The sequence below is a fragment of the Methyloversatilis discipulorum genome, assembly GCF_000385375.1.
In the GTDB taxonomy this organism is placed as follows: domain Bacteria; phylum Pseudomonadota; class Gammaproteobacteria; order Burkholderiales; family Rhodocyclaceae; genus Methyloversatilis; species Methyloversatilis discipulorum_A.
Genome location: NZ_ARVV01000001.1, coordinates 2564076 through 2577992, shown reverse-complemented (window position 1 = coordinate 2577992; position 13917 = coordinate 2564076). Strand labels below are relative to the sequence as shown.

The following is a 13917-nucleotide window of genomic DNA, read 5'->3' as shown; positions in this document are numbered from 1 at the left end:
CGCCAGCCGATGGCCGCGAACCGGCATCGTCTATCGTGGTCGACTGAGCGACAAGCAAACGGGCGCCCGGCGCTCGCACGATATTCATACGTTCCGCACGATGTCCTTCATTCGCCATCTCTGTTGTGTACTTGCGCTGACCAGCGCCGCGCCGGCGCTGCACGCCGCGCGCAGCGAAGCACAGGTCAGCCCGCGCGCAACCGTCGCGCTGCTGTCGGCGACCGACGTCGCGGCGCCCGGGCAGACGCTCGACCTCGGTCTGCACTTCCGCTTCCAGCCCGGCTGGCACATCTACTGGATGAATCCGGGCGATGCCGGCCAGGCACCGCGCATCGAGGTGTTCGCGCCTGCGGGCTCCGTGCTCGGCGAAGTGAGCTGGCCGGCACCGGAACGCCACGTCGATGGACCGATCACCACCTTCGTCCATCAGGGCGAGGTGCTGCTGCCTTTCACGGTGACGCTGTCGCCTGCCCTTGCCGGCACAGCCGCGCTGTCGGTGAAGGCGAACTGGCTGGTATGCAAGGACATCTGCATCCCGGAAGAAGGGGTGTTCAGACTCGAACTGCCCGCGGGCACCTCGCAGGACAGCCCCGATGCGGCGCTGTTCGAGGCGGCGCGCGCGGCGCTGCCGACGCGCAGCGAGTGGCGGGCGACGGTCGATGCACAGGGCGTGCTGACGCTGGAGGGGACGGGCGCCGGCAGTCTGCAGGCGGCCGATTTCTTCCCGGCCGACTGGGGGCGCGTCGAGCACGGCGCTGCCCAGACCCTGAACACGGCAGGCGATGCGGCGCGCATCGTGTTGAAGCCCGGCCCTGACTTCGATCCGGCGAAGGCGCTTGAAGGCGTGCTGCGCGTCCGCGGTGGCGACGGCATCGAACGGGCGCTGTGGGTGGCGACGCCGGGTGAGCCGCCGGTACGTACGCCGGTGCTCAGCCTGGCGGCGGCGGATGCCTTGCCGCCTGCGGCACCGGCGAGCCCGGTCGCTGCGCCCGCCGACGAGGGGCTGCTGTGGCCGCTGCTGTTCGCCTTCGCCGGCGGCCTGCTGCTGAACCTGATGCCCTGCGTGTTTCCGGTGCTGGCGATCAAGGCCTTGTCGTTCGCGAGGATGGGCGGTGACCGCGCTGCGGCCGTGCGCCTTCAGTCGCTCGCCTATTGCGCCGGGGTGGTCGCCAGCTTCCTGCTGCTGGCCGCACTGCTGCTTGCCTTGCGCGCCGCCGGCAGTCAGGCAGGGTGGGGTTTCCAGTTCCAGTCGCCGGTATTCGTCGCCGCCATGGCCACCTTGCTGTTCGGCATCGGGCTGAACCTGTCCGGCGTGTTCGACATCGGTGTCCGGCTGGCATCGGCTGGCGAGTCGCTGGCTTCGCGCGGTGGGCTGGCGGGCAGCTTCTTCACCGGCGTGCTGGCGGTAGTGGTCGCGACGCCCTGCACCGCGCCCTTCATGGGGGGGGCGATCGCGGCCGCTCTGGGCGCGCCGGCGCCGGTGACCGTGTGTATCTTCGTCGCGCTCGGACTGGGCATGGCGCTGCCCTATCTGCTGTTCGCCTTCTTTCCGGCGACGGCTGCGCACATGCCCAGACCCGGCGCCTGGATGGACCGACTGAAGCAGGCGCTGGCCTTCCCGATGTACGGCGCGGCCGCCTGGCTGGTCTGGGTGCTGAGCCAGCAGAGCGGGGCCGATGGCGTGCTGCACGTGCTGGTCGCGCTGCTGCTGGTGGCGCTGGCGGCCTGGCTGTTCGGAGTGGCGCAGCGCGGTGCAGCGCGCGCCTGGAGCTGGCGCGGCGCGGCGGCACTGGCGCTGCTGGCCGGCCTGCTGGCGCTCGGGCGCACACCGGAGCCGGTGGCGACGACGGCCGTCGCGCAGCAGGCCGAAAGCGCCTACTCGGCGCAGCGCCTGGCCGATCTGCGCGCCGCTGGCCGACCGGTGTTCGTGAACATGACGGCCGCCTGGTGCGTCACCTGTCTGATGAACGAAAAGGTGGCGCTGTCGACCGATGTCGTGCAGCGCGCCTTCGTCGACCGGGGCGTCGTCTACCTGAAGGGTGACTGGACGCGCGCCGACCCGGACATCACCCGTTTCCTGCAGTCGCACGGTCGCGACGGCGTGCCGCTCTACGTGTATTACGCGCCCGGCCGGGAGGGCGTCGTGCTGCCGCAGATACTGACGCCGCAGATCGTGCTCGATCACATCGCTTCATGAGGAGACCTTGTCGATGACCATCAAAGCCATGCTTCGCTCAGGCCTGCTGGCCAGCACGCTGCTTGCCGCCGCCGTCCATGCCGCGCCGCGTATCGGCGAGCCGGCGCCGGCCTTCACCGCCGTCGATTCCAATGGCCGTACCGTGAAGCTGTCCGATTTCGCCGGCAGGACGGTGGTGATGGAATGGACCAATCACGGTTGCCCCTACGTGCAGAAGTGGTACAGCGGCGGCATGCAGGCGCTGCAGAAGGACGCGACCGGGAAGGGTGCGGTGTGGCTCACCGTGCTCAGCTCGGCACCCGGCACTCAGGGCCACGTCGACGGCCCGACGGCGAACCGTATGATGAAAGAGCAGGGGGCAGTGCCGACCCATTACCTGCTTGACCACGAGGGAAAGGTCGGTCGCGCCTACGCTGCACAGGTGACGCCGCACATGTACGTCATCGCGCCCGACGGCCGGCTGGCCTATATGGGTGGTATCGACAGCATCGCCTCGCCGGACGTGAACGACATTCCGAAGGCCGAGCCGCTGGCGCGGCTGGCCATCGATGCGGTACTGGCGGGGAAACCGGTGGCCAAGGCGCAGACGCGCCCGTATGGCTGCTCGGTGAAGTACGCGAACTGAGGCGTAAGGTGATCCGGCCGGTGCGTGCATCGCACCGGCCGGCGGTCGGAACACTCAGGCGCTGACGCTGCCGGTGCCCGGGTGATTCGCTGCGTGCATGCGGTTCTGCGCCTTGACCAGGCGTTCCATCGTGCGCAGGTCCTTGCGGTCGAGCTTCATCGCGCCGCGTACCCATTCGCGGGTCACGTCTTCCAGTTCCTGGTAGGTCAGACGCACGTAGGCGTGCATCTTGGCGCGCTGGAAGGCGCGGAACCCCTTGAGCTGGGACGACATCGAGCGCATCACGTCGCGCGCGACCCATTCGCCGCGGCCCGGCTCGGCCAGGTGGTCGACCAGACCCAGTTCGTGCATCTTCTCGGCCGGCAGCACCTTCGCGTTCAGGATCAGGTCTTCCGCCACGCGCGGGCCCGCCTTGCGTGCGACCAGGCTGTAGGCGCCCATGCCCGGGAACAGGTTGAACATCATTTCCGGGAAGCCCAGCTTGGCGCCGCGTTCGGCGATCACCACGTGGCAGGACAGCGCTGCCTCGAAACCGCCACCCAGCGCGTCGCCCTGGACCACGGCCATCGACACCGCATCGGCATGCAGACCGGCGACGTTGTTGTTGATGGCGCGGATGCAGGCTTCGGCGTAGCGCATCAGTCCGGCCTCGTCGCCTGCCTCGACCAGCTTCTGGAACAGGTCGAGATCGCCGCCCAGGTTATAGACGCCGGGTACGCCCGAGCAGTTGAGGAAGAAATCCACCGTGCCCGGCGCCAGTTCCACCTCCTGCTGCTGCGCCACGACGTCGGCCAGCAGCTCCGGCGTGAAGCAGGGGCGTCCGGTCGGGTGGGCATACATCCACAAGGCGCGCGTTTCCGCCTCGTAGCGTGAAGTCAGGATAGGAGTGGACAACAGGCGTGGCGCATTAGCGGCCATGCCGGGCAGCGGCACCGTGTGCAGATGAGCACGGGTGCGATCAATGATCTGCATTGCACGCCTCCATACGAAATACATCGCGGGCAGGCGCGGCAGCGTCGATACTCTTTCCGGAGCGATACGGCAGGTGCCGTCCTGCTCCATGGCGCGGGGTCAACAGATCCATTTCAGCCTCCGTCGGCATGTCCGACTTTAAGCATGCTGAAAACAATCGCCTCTTGAGGCGAATTGGAGAGGCAGTTTTCCTGCCTTTTTTTCCTGCTGTCTGGTGCACGAATCCAGACAGAGTCTGACCCTGTAAGTGCATGTTACGACAAGGCGGAACAGTTTTGCTTGAAAATTTGATTGCACCCTGCGCCGGGCTCGTGGATGGCCCGTGCAGGGTGTCGAGCACCTCGCTGGAACGGCCCCGGCTGCGGCTGCCGCTTGCCTTGCCTGATGAGGGCTCCCGGGTGATGCGGTGCACGATCCGCCGCGGCCGGCCCGCCGTCGGGCAGCGCCCGCTCGGCTATAGTCGGGAGCACAGGATGGGGTGTCCGCCCCCGGCGTGTGCCGGGCACAGAGCATGCGGGCCCGATCCACGGAGACATTGATGAAACAGGCTTCGTCCGGCAAGGACACGCGGGAACACAAGGTCACGCTGCAGGAACTGGTGGAGGGCATGGTGGCCGACGGCCTGCTCGGCGAGTCGGTGGCGCGCGTGTTCCTGCACGACCGCCGCTACTGGCGCGGCGGTGATCATCCGCTGGTCGTGCTGGCCGGCCAGAAGTGGAAATCGCTGCACCCGCCGCACCGGGTGCTCAATCTCGATGCGCTGACCGAGTGGATGGCCGGCTGGAGCGGTCACGACTACTACCACATCGATCCGCTGAAGGTCGATTTCGCGGCGGTGACCGAGGTGGTGTCGAGCGCCTACGCCAACCGTTTCCGCATCCTGCCGGTGCAGGCGTCGGCGCGTGAGGTGGTGATTGCCACCGCCGAACCTTTCATGACCGAGTGGGAGAAGGAACTGGCGCCGATACTGCGCCGGCCGATCCGGCGCGTCATCGCCAACCCGGACGACATCGCCCGCTACGTGGTCGAGTTCTACAGCCTGGCCAAGTCGGTCAAGGGCGCTGCCAAGCGGGGCGACGTCAGCGGTGCGGGCGCCTCGAATTTCGAGCAGCTGGTCGAACTGGGGCGCAGCAACCGGCCGCTCGATGCCAACGACCAGCACATCGTCACCATCGTCGACTGGCTGTGGCAATACGCTTTCGAGCAGCGCGCCAGCGATATCCACATCGAGCCGCGGCGCGATTTCGGTGTCGTGCGCTTCCGTATCGACGGCGTGCTGCATCAGGTCTACCAGATCCCGATGCCGGTGCTGGGCGCGATGACCTCGCGCATCAAGATACTGGGCCGCATGGACGTGGTGGAAAAGCGCCGTCCCCAGGACGGCCGGATCAAGACGCGCGCACCCGACGGCCAGGAGATCGAACTGCGGCTGTCCACATTGCCCACCGCCTTCGGCGAAAAGCTGGTGATGCGGGTGTTCGACCCGGAAGTGCTGGTGCGCGATTTCCGCGATCTCGGTTTTTCCGACGAGGACGCGCGGCGCTGGAAGCAGATGACCACGCAGCCGAACGGCATCGTGCTGGTGACCGGCCCCACCGGTTCCGGCAAGACCACCACGCTGTACTCGACGCTGAAGAACCTCGCCACGCCCGAGGTGAACGTGTGCACGCTGGAAGATCCGATCGAAATGATCGAGCCGGCCTTCAACCAGGTGCAGGTGTCGGCGGACATCGGCGTCACCTTTTCGGCCGGCATCCGCTCATTGATGCGGCAGGACCCGGACATCATCATGGTGGGCGAGATCCGCGATCTGGAAACCGCCGAAATGGCGATCCAGGCGGCGCTGACCGGTCACCTCGTGCTGTCCACGCTGCACACGAACGATGCGCCGTCGGCCATCACCCGTCTGCTCGATCTGGGCGTGCCCAGCTATCTGCTGAACGCGACCGTGCTCGGCGTGATGGCGCAGCGGCTGGTGCGCACACTGTGCCCGCACTGCCGCAAGCCGGCGTCCCCGCAGGACACCGATCCACAGGCATGGAAGGATCTGGTGGCGCCATGGAAGGCCACCCGGCCGGAGCGTTTCACGCAGGCTGTCGGCTGTCTGGACTGCCGCATGACCGGCTATTCGGGCCGCATCGGCATCTACGAAATCCTGCTGATGTCGCCGGAAATCAAATCGCTGGTGTCGGCTGGTGCAGACATCGGCGCGCTGCGCGACCAGGCCTATCGCGAAGGCATGTACCCGCTGCGTGTGTCCGGTGCGCTGAAGATCGCGCAGGGCGTGACGACGATGGAAGAGGTGATGAAGGTGGCGCCGCCGGCCTGAGCCGGCAGCGTGGATCAATAGCCGGTGGATGGCGGCCAGCCGATGCCGGCGAAGGGTGGCTTGCGGCCGACCAGACCTTCGAGCAGCGTCAGTTCGGCGTCGGTGTGATTGATGACGCTGGCGGCCGACATCATGTCGGTGCCGGGTTTGTCGCTGAGCCACATCGGCTTGTCGTGGTGCCGGGTGCGCACGGTTTCACGCTGGTCCGGATCGCTGTTGCGCGCCAGTTCCGCTTCGCCGTAGCACAGGCAGAAGTAGGTCCGTTCCTCGGCCGCTTCGATGTAACAGCCGGTGCCGCGTATGCCTATCGTCGCTGCCGGCGTGGCGATGCGTTTCTGGCCGCGATCGAACACCGACAGCAGCTTGCCGGTGATCACCCGCATCAGGTCGGCGGCGGCACCGCTGCCGAAGGCGACATGCGATTCGCCGCGCTGCAGGAAGGCGTCGCGACCGAGCACATAGATCGCTTCGGCGCCCGGGCCGGTACGTATCGTGTCGCCTGGACGGATTTCCATGTGAAAGTTCGCTGGCGCGCCATTGACGCTGACGTCGCCACGGAAGCCGCGCAAGCCGGTACGGCTGTCACGGGCGAGCGCTTCGCGCACCAGTGCGTCGAAGGCCAGCGGGGCGGCGGCACCGCCGGCAAGCAGGGTGGTCAGTACGCGTCTTCGATCCATGTCGTTTTTTCCTTCTTCTGATGCAGCGATTATCGCGCGGGCAGGAGAACAGACCCGTTCATTCGTTCTCGGGCGTCACCGCATCGCCCTGACGGATCAGACCGCTGCGCAGCACGCGCGCGGTGATGCCGCCGTGGCCGCGCATCACGTTGTAGCCGCCCTTGCCCAGATTGGTTTCCATGCGCGAGCACGGGTCGCAGGTGCCGGTGTATTCCAGCAGCGCATCGCCGACGCGAAAGCGCTTGCCCTTGAGTGCCAGCAGATTCAGACCGCTGACCACGATATTGCGCCGGACCAGGCCGGGATCGACCTCGCCCAGACCGAGCAGGTCGGCCACCGTCTGCAGGTGTTCGGCCTGGATCAATGTGACCTGCCGCTTGCCGTCCGGGCTGGCGTAGCGGTCACCTTCGAGGCCGAGCGATTCGATGGCCTGCACCGTGTCGACGACGCGCAGCGGCTGCATCCGCGCCGGACGGACGCCTATCCAGGTGACCTGTCCGGCGTGTGCGAAGGTGGAAGTGAGTGTCTGCAGGATGTCCATGGTCGTCGTTTCATCGTGCGCAATATGTCGGGACGGATGCTACTTCAGGCGAACAGTCCCTGCAGATACCAGCGATGCGGTGCCCTGTGTTCTCGATAGATCCACAACCGTTCCTGACGTGGTCCGACGGCGATGTAGTAATCGCGCAGTGCTTCGGCCGGATGGTCGTTGTCGCCAGCGTCGTCCCACCAGCCGGCCTCGATCCGTTCGGCGCGGCCGAGGCAATGCAGCGGCCCGTTGCGCCAGGGCTGACCGTCGCGTTCGGCCAGCAGTTCGGGTTCCGGCAGCAGCCACAGGGGACGCTGCGGCTTGCCGGCAGCCGGCTGCGCATGACCCGGTTCATCCCGCTGCTGCGCCCGTTCCGGACGATGATCGCCGCTGGCCGACAGGCTGTAGACCGCATCGCGACCGAGGCGGGCGCGCAGCCGTTCGACCAGCACGTCGCGGGCTTCCTGCCTGTCCTGTGGCGAGGGCGCCTGGGTGCCGAACAGGTCGCGGCTGCGGCCGGGCTGCTCGATCCAGTCGGGTGCCCGCAGTCTCAGCGCGGTGACCGCTTCCGGCAGGGTGATGCGCGCCAGATGCTCGCGCGTCAGCGATGCAAGCAGGCGGGCGTCGTGGGTGGGGGTACCGGTGCGCAACTCCAGCCGGGTGGGTGCTTCATGCTCGTGCTGCAGTTCGAGCAGGCACTCGGCGATGCCGGCGTGTGCCGCGGCCAGCTGGGTGCATGCACTGTTGAACAGCCGACTGGCGGCGAACAGCAGTACATCGGCATCGTGACGCGGTACCGGCAGTTCGATCCGGCTGTCGATTTCCGGAGGCGGCGAGAAGAACATGCGCGGATCGGCGGTCTGCCCGAGCGCCTGATCGATCAGGCGACGCAGGGCCTGTGCATCGCGCAGCGCCAGTGCGTCGCGCGGCAGCTTCATCGCGTCTCCCACGCTGCGCAGACCGGCTTCGCGCAAGGTGGCCAGTCGTGTCTCGCCAGCTTCGGTCACGTCGAGCGGCAATGCGGCCAGCACTGCCGGCAAGGCTGCTGGGCCGCGTATCGTTCGCCCGGGTGTGCCGAGAGCCAGCCAGCGTGCAGCACGCGGTGTCGGGGCACAGGCGCTGAGTGCATGAAAGCCGGCGGCAGCCAGCGCACTGCGCAAGGCACGCAGCAGACCGTCGAGGCCGCCGAACAGACGGATGCTGCCGGCGATTTCCAGCAGCAGTCCGTCGGTTGCCAGGGCGACATGAGGGGTGAAATGCAGAGCGCAGCCGGCGGCGTCCTTCAGAGCCGCATCTTCCACCCGGCTGTCGCGCGGGCTGATCAGCAGGTCGGGCGCTAGTGCCAGTGCGTCGGCCACCCGCTGGCCGGAGCGCACGCCCTGAGCCAGCGCTGTCGCATCCAGCGCGACCACACGCTGCTTCTCCGCCACCGCCAGCGGCTGTGTGTGGGCCTGAGCACGGAAGCGCGCCTGCAGCGGCCACTCGGGAAAGACCAGTGCCAGCCAGAGCATGTTGTACGCAGATCCATGGTGCAGGCCTGTCAGCCGACCAGCGCCAGGACAGGGCGCTGGCGCGCGATGTCGGCACGCCGTACCGGGAGGCCCGGACGGGTGCCGAGGTGAACCGCTCGGTTGGCTGGGGGACCGCGTCGTTTCAGGATGTCGATGCGCACCTCGCCTTCCGCAGCGCCGGATACCTGCAGGCGCAAGGCGGCTGGCGAGGCCATATGTGCGTCGGAGGCGGGGCGGAACAGCACCAGCGGCAGCGCGGCTTCACGCACCGCCAGCTGCAGCCGGCGCAGCAGGGCCGTGTCCACCCGGTCGAGCCAGCCGGCGACTGCGCTGCACGCACCCGAGTTGAGTGCGTGACGCAGCGCCCAGACACGCTCGCCGGCACTACCCGCCTGAATCATCAGCATGCGAGGCGTGCACAGGCCCGCGGCGGCGAGCGCCGAAACATTCGGATACCAAGGCGGCGCCACCCAGGCCACCCAGCCATCGGCCAGACTGGCTTGCGCCAGCATGGGCAGCAGCAGGGAGACTTCACCGTGCCCGCAGCAGTCGGTCAGCACTTCGCTCATGTCGCCAATCGGCCAGCCTCCGCCGGGCAGTTCGGCGTCGAGCGCCGGATGACCGGTGGACACGGTGGGGCACGCGTCCGCCGCCGTGTCGTTGGCACGCCAGACATCCGGACGGTGCAACAGGGTATGCAGGCTGGAGGCGCTCATCGCGTCAGACCGCGTTGCCGTTGCGGATCAGCCCCACCATGACGCCCTCGATCACCAGCGGGTCGCGCCGGGTGTCGACGACGATGGGGCTGAACTCGGGATTTTCCGGCAGCAGCTCGACCTGTGCGCCACTGCGGCGTAGCCGCTTCACGGTCACTTCATCGTGCAGCCGGGCGACGATGATCTGGCCGTTGTGTGCTTCGGAGGTGGCATGGACGGCGATCAGGTCGCCGTCGAGGATTCCAGCGTCGCGCATGCTCAAGCCCCGCACCCGCAACAGATAGTCGGCGCGTGGCGAGAACATCGACGGGTCTACCTGATAGCGTCCCTGCACGTGGGCGTCGGCAAGAATGGGATTGCCGGCCGCGACCCGGCCTATGAGTGGAATGCCTGCCGGCTCGGACAGCCGGATGCCGCGTGCGCGGCCTTCGTCGAGACTGATGACGCCCTTGCGTGCCAGTGCGCGCAGATGGCTTTCGGCGGCGTTCGGCGAACGGAAGCCGAAGGCCTGCGCGATCTCGGCCCGCGTGGGCGGGCTGCCACGTTCGCTGACGGCGTCACGAATCAGTTGCAGGATTTCCTGCTGGCGGGGCGTCAGGCTGTCGTTCGACATGGGGCAGGTGCTTGCTGTACGAGAACTGTATTTTTATACAGTTATTCGTAAAGGCGCAAGCAGGCCGGGTGTCGATTGTCGACAATTGTTACAGGGTGGTATTTGTTCGCGTGCACCCTGCCAGCCAACGCCGGTCCGTGTGGTTTGTGCAGTGCGATGAAAAGAAATGGATTTTTGCCGTGGCGCCCGGATGACAGGATGTTCGGGCGGGGCATCTAATACCGAAGTACTAGGTTCCGGCTGTCGATATTATTGACAGTGTTGCGGCGCAGCAGGTCCGGAGGCTTCGACCAGGCAACAAAAAAGCACCCGAAGGTGCTTTTTTGTTTTCAGGCAGGTGAAGCTCAGCCCATGCGACGCTTTGCCATCAGGCCGATCATGCCCAAGCCAGCCAGCATCATCGCGTAGGTGTCTGCTTCCGGCACCACGGCGACCGGAGCGGTCGTCGAGGTCAGTGCGAGCACACCACCCAGGCTGCCGGTCGTGGAACCGGTTACCTTGTAGTAGTAGTCGCCGGCGAGCAGGCCGTTGGCGGTGAACAGGGTGCCAAAGCTGTAGGCAGACAGAAACTTGTCCACCGCTCCGGTTTCCTTGTACAGCCACACCATGCTGTCCTCGCTCAGACCGAAGAACGGCGATGCTTCTGCCGATACGGCCAGCGTGGACAACGAGGTGGTCGGTGCGGTCAACGTGAAGGTGAAAATTTCCGAGAAGGAGCCGGACAGCGAGGCGATGCCGGTTTCGATCGTGGCGTGGTCGTCCCAGCTGGTCGTCGCGGCATTCGCGCTTCCCACTGCAAACAGACCGCATACAACAGCTGCGACCAAGGTTTTCTTCATATCCTGTCCTTTCACAAAAAGTGACAAAGTGGAACCCAGATTTTTGCAAGAACATCAGCCCCCCACAATCCGGGATGACGCCCTCATTTGCAACGACAAGTAAGGGGGTCATTCCGCACACTGCGAGCAGCTCAGCGTTCTGGTGAAACAGGAATGCAAGACTCAGGCCACTTTCTGTTTGTCATTGCTCTTTCTGAAGAAAAATTTTCAACTATTTGAATTTATTAAATAAAGTTGATTGTTGACGGACGTTCGACTCAGCTGGGGTGTGATGCTCTTTGGTGCGTCAGGGCCACATTTGTGCAATGCGGCGACGGCTTTTTTTACAACGGCGCAGCAAGCCTGCCTGCTAGAATCCGCCGGACTCCAGAGCGTGCGATGTTTCGTGGTCGCGTCGTGTGGATGGGAGGTGCGCATGTTGAATGCAGGACAACCCGCTCCGCTGTTCGAACTGCCGGATGCCGATCTGGAACTGTTCAATCTGGGCGACCAGCTCGGGCAGCACCTGATGGTGCTCTACTTCTACGCCAAGGACGACACGCCGGGCTGTACGGCCCAGGCCATCGAGTTCAGCGATCTGGACGACGATTTCCGGCGTTGTGACTGCACCGTGCTCGGTGTCAGCCGCGACGAATGTTTCACACACGCAGATTTCCGCGACAAGCACGGCCTGACGGTCAGGCTGCTGTCGGACATCGATGGCGAGGTCAGTCGGCGCTACGGCGTCTGGCGCGAGCGCGAGGTCGACGGAAAGCTGCGGTTCTGCATGACCCGCTCGACATTCATCATCGATCGGAAGGGTGTCATACGTTACGCGCAATATGGCGTGAATCCGCGCGGGCACGCCGGGGAAGTCCTCGAACGCGTGCGCGCACTGCACATGAAAGGAATCAGGAATGCTCATCAGCAAGAACTCGGTCGTCACCCTTAAGTACAGCGTGACGGATCCGGACGGCAATATGGTCGATCCGGGCGAAGCCCCGCTGGCCTATCTGCACGGCGGTTACGGCGGTATTTTCCAGCCGATCGAGGAAGCACTTGAAGGCAAGACCGTCGGCGACGAAGTGGTCGTGAAGCTGCAGCCGGAAGATGCCTTCGGCGAGTACGACGAAGAACTGGTCGAGATCGAATCGCGCGCGAACTTCCCGGACAATATCGAAGTCGGCATGCAGTTCGAGCGCGTCAGCGAAGATGGCGAGGAAGAGGGCCTGTACACCGTGACCGACATTGCCGACGACCGCGTTGTGATCGACGGCAATCACCCGCTGGCTGGCACCGCCCTGGTGTTCTCGTGCTCGGTGTCGGCAGTGCGTCAGGCGTCGGCGGAAGAGCTGTCGCACGGTCACGTGCACGGCGACCACGGCCACCACCACTGAGGTCGTCCCCCGCCGGGCGCCGACGAAGGCCCCGGCGTTCTACGCCCGCTGTCGGGCGCTGCATCGAAATCCTGTCAGGGAATATCCATGTCGCGTGTGCTGGTCACCGGTGGCGCGGGCTATATCGGCTCGCACACCTGCATCGAACTGATGGCTGCGGGCCACCAGGTGGTGGTTGTAGATAACCTGTGCAACAGCAAGCGCGAATCTCTGACGCGCGTCGAACGCATCGCCGGGCAGGGTCTGCAGGCCTTCGTGCAGGCCGATGTCCGCGACCGCGCTGCGATGCGCGCGGTGTTTGCGGCGCACGGCATCGACGCGGTGATCCACTTCGCCGGCCTGAAGGCGGTTGGCGAATCGGTTGCTAAGCCGCTCGAGTACTACGACAACAACGTCAGCGGCACGGTGGCGCTGTGCGAGGTGATGGCCGAAGCCGGGGTGAAGACGCTGGCCTTCTCGTCCTCGGCCACGGTTTACGGTGATCCGGCGTCGGTGCCCATCCGCGAGGATTTCCCGACCGGGCCGACCAATCCTTACGGCCGCTCGAAATGGATGGTCGAGTACCTGCTGCAGGACCTCGTCGTGGCCGATCCGTCCTGGCGCATCGCACTGCTGCGCTATTTCAATCCGGTCGGCGCACACGAATCCGGCCTGATCGGCGAAGACCCCAACGGTCTGCCGAACAATCTGATGCCCTTCGTCAGCCAGGTGGCGGTCGGCAAGCTGGCCGAGTTGCGCGTATTCGGCGGTGACTGGCCGACGCCGGACGGCACCGGCGTGCGCGACTACATCCACGTGCTTGACCTCGCTCAAGGTCACGTGCGCGCCATCGACTACCTTGCAGAGCATGCCGGTCTGCTGACGGTGAATCTGGGTACCGGTCGTGGCTACAGCGTGCTTGAGGTCGTGCGCGCCTTCGAGCAGGCGAGCGGACGCGCCGTGCCGTACCGTATCGTCGATCGGCGGCCGGGGGACATCGCCCAGTGCTACGCCGACCCGGCACACGCAAACCGGCTTCTGGGCTGGGTTGCGCGGCGCGACCTCGCGCAGATGTGCGCCGATGCGTGGAACTGGCAGCGCAGCAACCCGCAGGGCTATGCCTGACGCGCGTCGCGGGCGGAGGGCAGAAAGTCTCGGCGCGCCGCGATAGATGACGACCGCCGCTTCGTGCTAAATCAGCAGCTCGCCGTCGGTCGGAACCAGCCCGGGAGATTGCCCATGCACCTGCAAGTCGTGTTTGAAAAGGCGCACGCCGCGGACAGCGGAAACAGCGCATCCATCTTCCGGCAGTTGCTCGACGCGCTCGAGCACGATGCGCCATTCGACCTGCAACTGCTTTATCAGCTGCCCTATGCCGACTTCGACACCGCACTCAATGCCTTGCGCGAATGGCGTTCGCAGCGTTACGTGTGGCTGCGCGAACACGAGGGGCCTCAGCCCTGGCGCAGCCATCTGAGTTAGAAGCCGTCTGTGACGCTCGCATCACCTCAGCCGGGGCTGAACCGCGAGCTGCGCCTCGCAGTGCGGCGCACC

Annotated in this window: 14 protein-coding genes; 7 read left to right on the top strand and 7 right to left on the bottom strand. The window is 65.9% G+C overall.

Annotation, left to right across the window (positions count from 1 at the left end; translation table 11 throughout):
* The first annotated feature begins 100 nt into the window (after positions 1–100).
* Together METRZ18153_RS0112165 and METRZ18153_RS0112160 are read left to right on the top strand one after the other, a co-directional pair.
* Positions 101–2197, top strand: coding sequence for a protein-disulfide reductase DsbD family protein (locus METRZ18153_RS0112165; protein WP_020164984.1), 2097 nt, complete (start codon positions 101–103; stop codon positions 2195–2197).
* A gap of 13 nt (positions 2198–2210) precedes the next feature.
* Positions 2211–2822, top strand: a complete 612-nt coding sequence (locus METRZ18153_RS0112160) for a thioredoxin family protein (protein ID WP_020164983.1) — start codon at positions 2211–2213, stop codon at positions 2820–2822.
* 54 nt (positions 2823–2876) lie between these two features.
* On the opposite strand, the gene METRZ18153_RS0112155 is transcribed toward METRZ18153_RS0112160, so the two are convergent.
* Positions 2877–3794 carry a crotonase/enoyl-CoA hydratase family protein gene (locus METRZ18153_RS0112155; RefSeq protein WP_020164982.1) on the bottom strand — a complete coding sequence of 306 codons (918 nt, stop codon included), beginning with the start codon at positions 3792–3794 and terminating at the stop codon, positions 2877–2879.
* Between the two features lie 538 nt (positions 3795–4332).
* On the opposite strand from METRZ18153_RS0112155, the gene tfpB reads away from it, so the two are divergent.
* Positions 4333–6123, top strand: coding sequence for a type IV pilus assembly ATPase TfpB (gene tfpB / locus METRZ18153_RS0112145; protein ID WP_020164981.1), 1791 nt, complete (start codon positions 4333–4335; stop codon positions 6121–6123).
* Positions 6124–6137: 14 nt separating this feature from the next.
* Here the strand turns inward: tfpB and METRZ18153_RS0112140 are convergent, their stop codons facing one another.
* The 6 genes from METRZ18153_RS0112140 to METRZ18153_RS0112115 all read right to left on the bottom strand — a co-directional run bounded on the left by METRZ18153_RS0112140 (position 6138) and on the right by METRZ18153_RS0112115 (position 11008).
* Positions 6138–6800: a FecR family protein gene (locus tag METRZ18153_RS0112140; protein ID WP_020164980.1), complete on the bottom strand. Its 663-nt coding sequence runs from the start codon at positions 6798–6800 to the stop codon at positions 6138–6140.
* A 58-nt stretch (positions 6801–6858) separates the two neighbouring features.
* Positions 6859–7341: an MOSC domain-containing protein gene (locus tag METRZ18153_RS0112135; RefSeq protein WP_020164979.1), complete on the bottom strand. Its 483-nt coding sequence runs from the start codon at positions 7339–7341 to the stop codon at positions 6859–6861.
* Positions 7342–7385: 44 nt separating this feature from the next.
* A complete protein-coding gene (locus METRZ18153_RS0112130) occupies positions 7386–8840 on the bottom strand; it encodes a Y-family DNA polymerase (RefSeq protein WP_020164978.1) in 1455 nt (484 codons plus the stop codon).
* 29 nt (positions 8841–8869) lie between these two features.
* The gene (gene imuA / locus METRZ18153_RS0112125; protein ID WP_020164977.1) at positions 8870–9556 is read right to left on the bottom strand and encodes a translesion DNA synthesis-associated protein ImuA; all 687 of its coding nucleotides are present in this window, start codon (positions 9554–9556) and stop codon (positions 8870–8872) included.
* A 4-nt stretch (positions 9557–9560) separates the two neighbouring features.
* The gene (gene lexA, locus METRZ18153_RS0112120; protein WP_029143725.1) at positions 9561–10169 is read right to left on the bottom strand and encodes a transcriptional repressor LexA; all 609 of its coding nucleotides are present in this window, start codon (positions 10167–10169) and stop codon (positions 9561–9563) included.
* Between the two features lie 344 nt (positions 10170–10513).
* Entirely contained in the window at positions 10514–11008 is a 495-nt protein-coding gene (locus METRZ18153_RS0112115) for an FxDxF family PEP-CTERM protein (RefSeq protein ID WP_019917923.1), read from the bottom strand.
* A gap of 415 nt (positions 11009–11423) precedes the next feature.
* Between METRZ18153_RS0112115 and METRZ18153_RS0112110 the strand changes: the two genes are divergently transcribed.
* The 4 genes from METRZ18153_RS0112110 (at position 11424) to METRZ18153_RS0112095 (ending at position 13845) form a co-directional block, all read left to right on the top strand.
* The gene (locus tag METRZ18153_RS0112110; RefSeq protein ID WP_019917924.1) at positions 11424–11939 is read left to right on the top strand and encodes a peroxiredoxin; all 516 of its coding nucleotides are present in this window, start codon (positions 11424–11426) and stop codon (positions 11937–11939) included.
* A complete protein-coding gene (locus tag METRZ18153_RS0112105) occupies positions 11905–12384 on the top strand; it encodes an FKBP-type peptidyl-prolyl cis-trans isomerase (protein ID WP_019917925.1) in 480 nt (159 codons plus the stop codon). The genes METRZ18153_RS0112110 and METRZ18153_RS0112105 overlap by 35 nt, the downstream gene beginning before the upstream one ends.
* Before the next feature lie 87 nt (positions 12385–12471).
* Positions 12472–13488: a UDP-glucose 4-epimerase GalE gene (gene galE, locus METRZ18153_RS0112100; protein WP_020164976.1), complete on the top strand. Its 1017-nt coding sequence runs from the start codon at positions 12472–12474 to the stop codon at positions 13486–13488.
* 114 nt (positions 13489–13602) lie between these two features.
* On the top strand, positions 13603–13845 hold the full coding sequence (locus tag METRZ18153_RS0112095; RefSeq protein WP_020164975.1) for a hypothetical protein: 243 nt from the start codon (positions 13603–13605) through the stop codon (positions 13843–13845).
* Positions 13846–13917: the final 72 nt, after the last annotated feature.

Excerpts from the sequence above, each read along its gene's own strand:
- METRZ18153_RS0112160 (WP_020164983.1), top strand. The coding sequence starts at position 2,211 with ATGACCATCAAAGCCATGCTTCGCTCAGGCCTGCTGGCCAGCACGCTG.
- METRZ18153_RS0112105 (WP_019917925.1), top strand. The coding sequence starts at position 11,905 with ATGCTCATCAGCAAGAACTCGGTCGTCACCCTTAAGTACAGCGTGACG.
- METRZ18153_RS0112140 (WP_020164980.1), bottom strand. The coding sequence starts at position 6,800 with ATGGATCGAAGACGCGTACTGACCACCCTGCTTGCCGGCGGTGCCGCC.
- METRZ18153_RS0112115 (WP_019917923.1), bottom strand. The coding sequence starts at position 11,008 with ATGAAGAAAACCTTGGTCGCAGCTGTTGTATGCGGTCTGTTTGCAGTG.
- METRZ18153_RS0112155 (WP_020164982.1), bottom strand. The coding sequence starts at position 3,794 with ATGCAGATCATTGATCGCACCCGTGCTCATCTGCACACGGTGCCGCTG.
- METRZ18153_RS0112110 (WP_019917924.1), top strand. The coding sequence starts at position 11,424 with ATGTTGAATGCAGGACAACCCGCTCCGCTGTTCGAACTGCCGGATGCC.
- METRZ18153_RS0112130 (WP_020164978.1), bottom strand. The coding sequence starts at position 8,840 with ATGCTCTGGCTGGCACTGGTCTTTCCCGAGTGGCCGCTGCAGGCGCGC.
- METRZ18153_RS0112095 (WP_020164975.1), top strand. The coding sequence starts at position 13,603 with ATGCACCTGCAAGTCGTGTTTGAAAAGGCGCACGCCGCGGACAGCGGA.
- tfpB (WP_020164981.1), top strand. The coding sequence starts at position 4,333 with ATGAAACAGGCTTCGTCCGGCAAGGACACGCGGGAACACAAGGTCACG.
- METRZ18153_RS0112135 (WP_020164979.1), bottom strand. The coding sequence starts at position 7,341 with ATGGACATCCTGCAGACACTCACTTCCACCTTCGCACACGCCGGACAG.
- lexA (WP_029143725.1), bottom strand. The coding sequence starts at position 10,169 with ATGTCGAACGACAGCCTGACGCCCCGCCAGCAGGAAATCCTGCAACTG.
- imuA (WP_020164977.1), bottom strand. The coding sequence starts at position 9,556 with ATGAGCGCCTCCAGCCTGCATACCCTGTTGCACCGTCCGGATGTCTGG.
- METRZ18153_RS0112165 (WP_020164984.1), top strand. The coding sequence starts at position 101 with ATGTCCTTCATTCGCCATCTCTGTTGTGTACTTGCGCTGACCAGCGCC.
- galE (WP_020164976.1), top strand. The coding sequence starts at position 12,472 with ATGTCGCGTGTGCTGGTCACCGGTGGCGCGGGCTATATCGGCTCGCAC.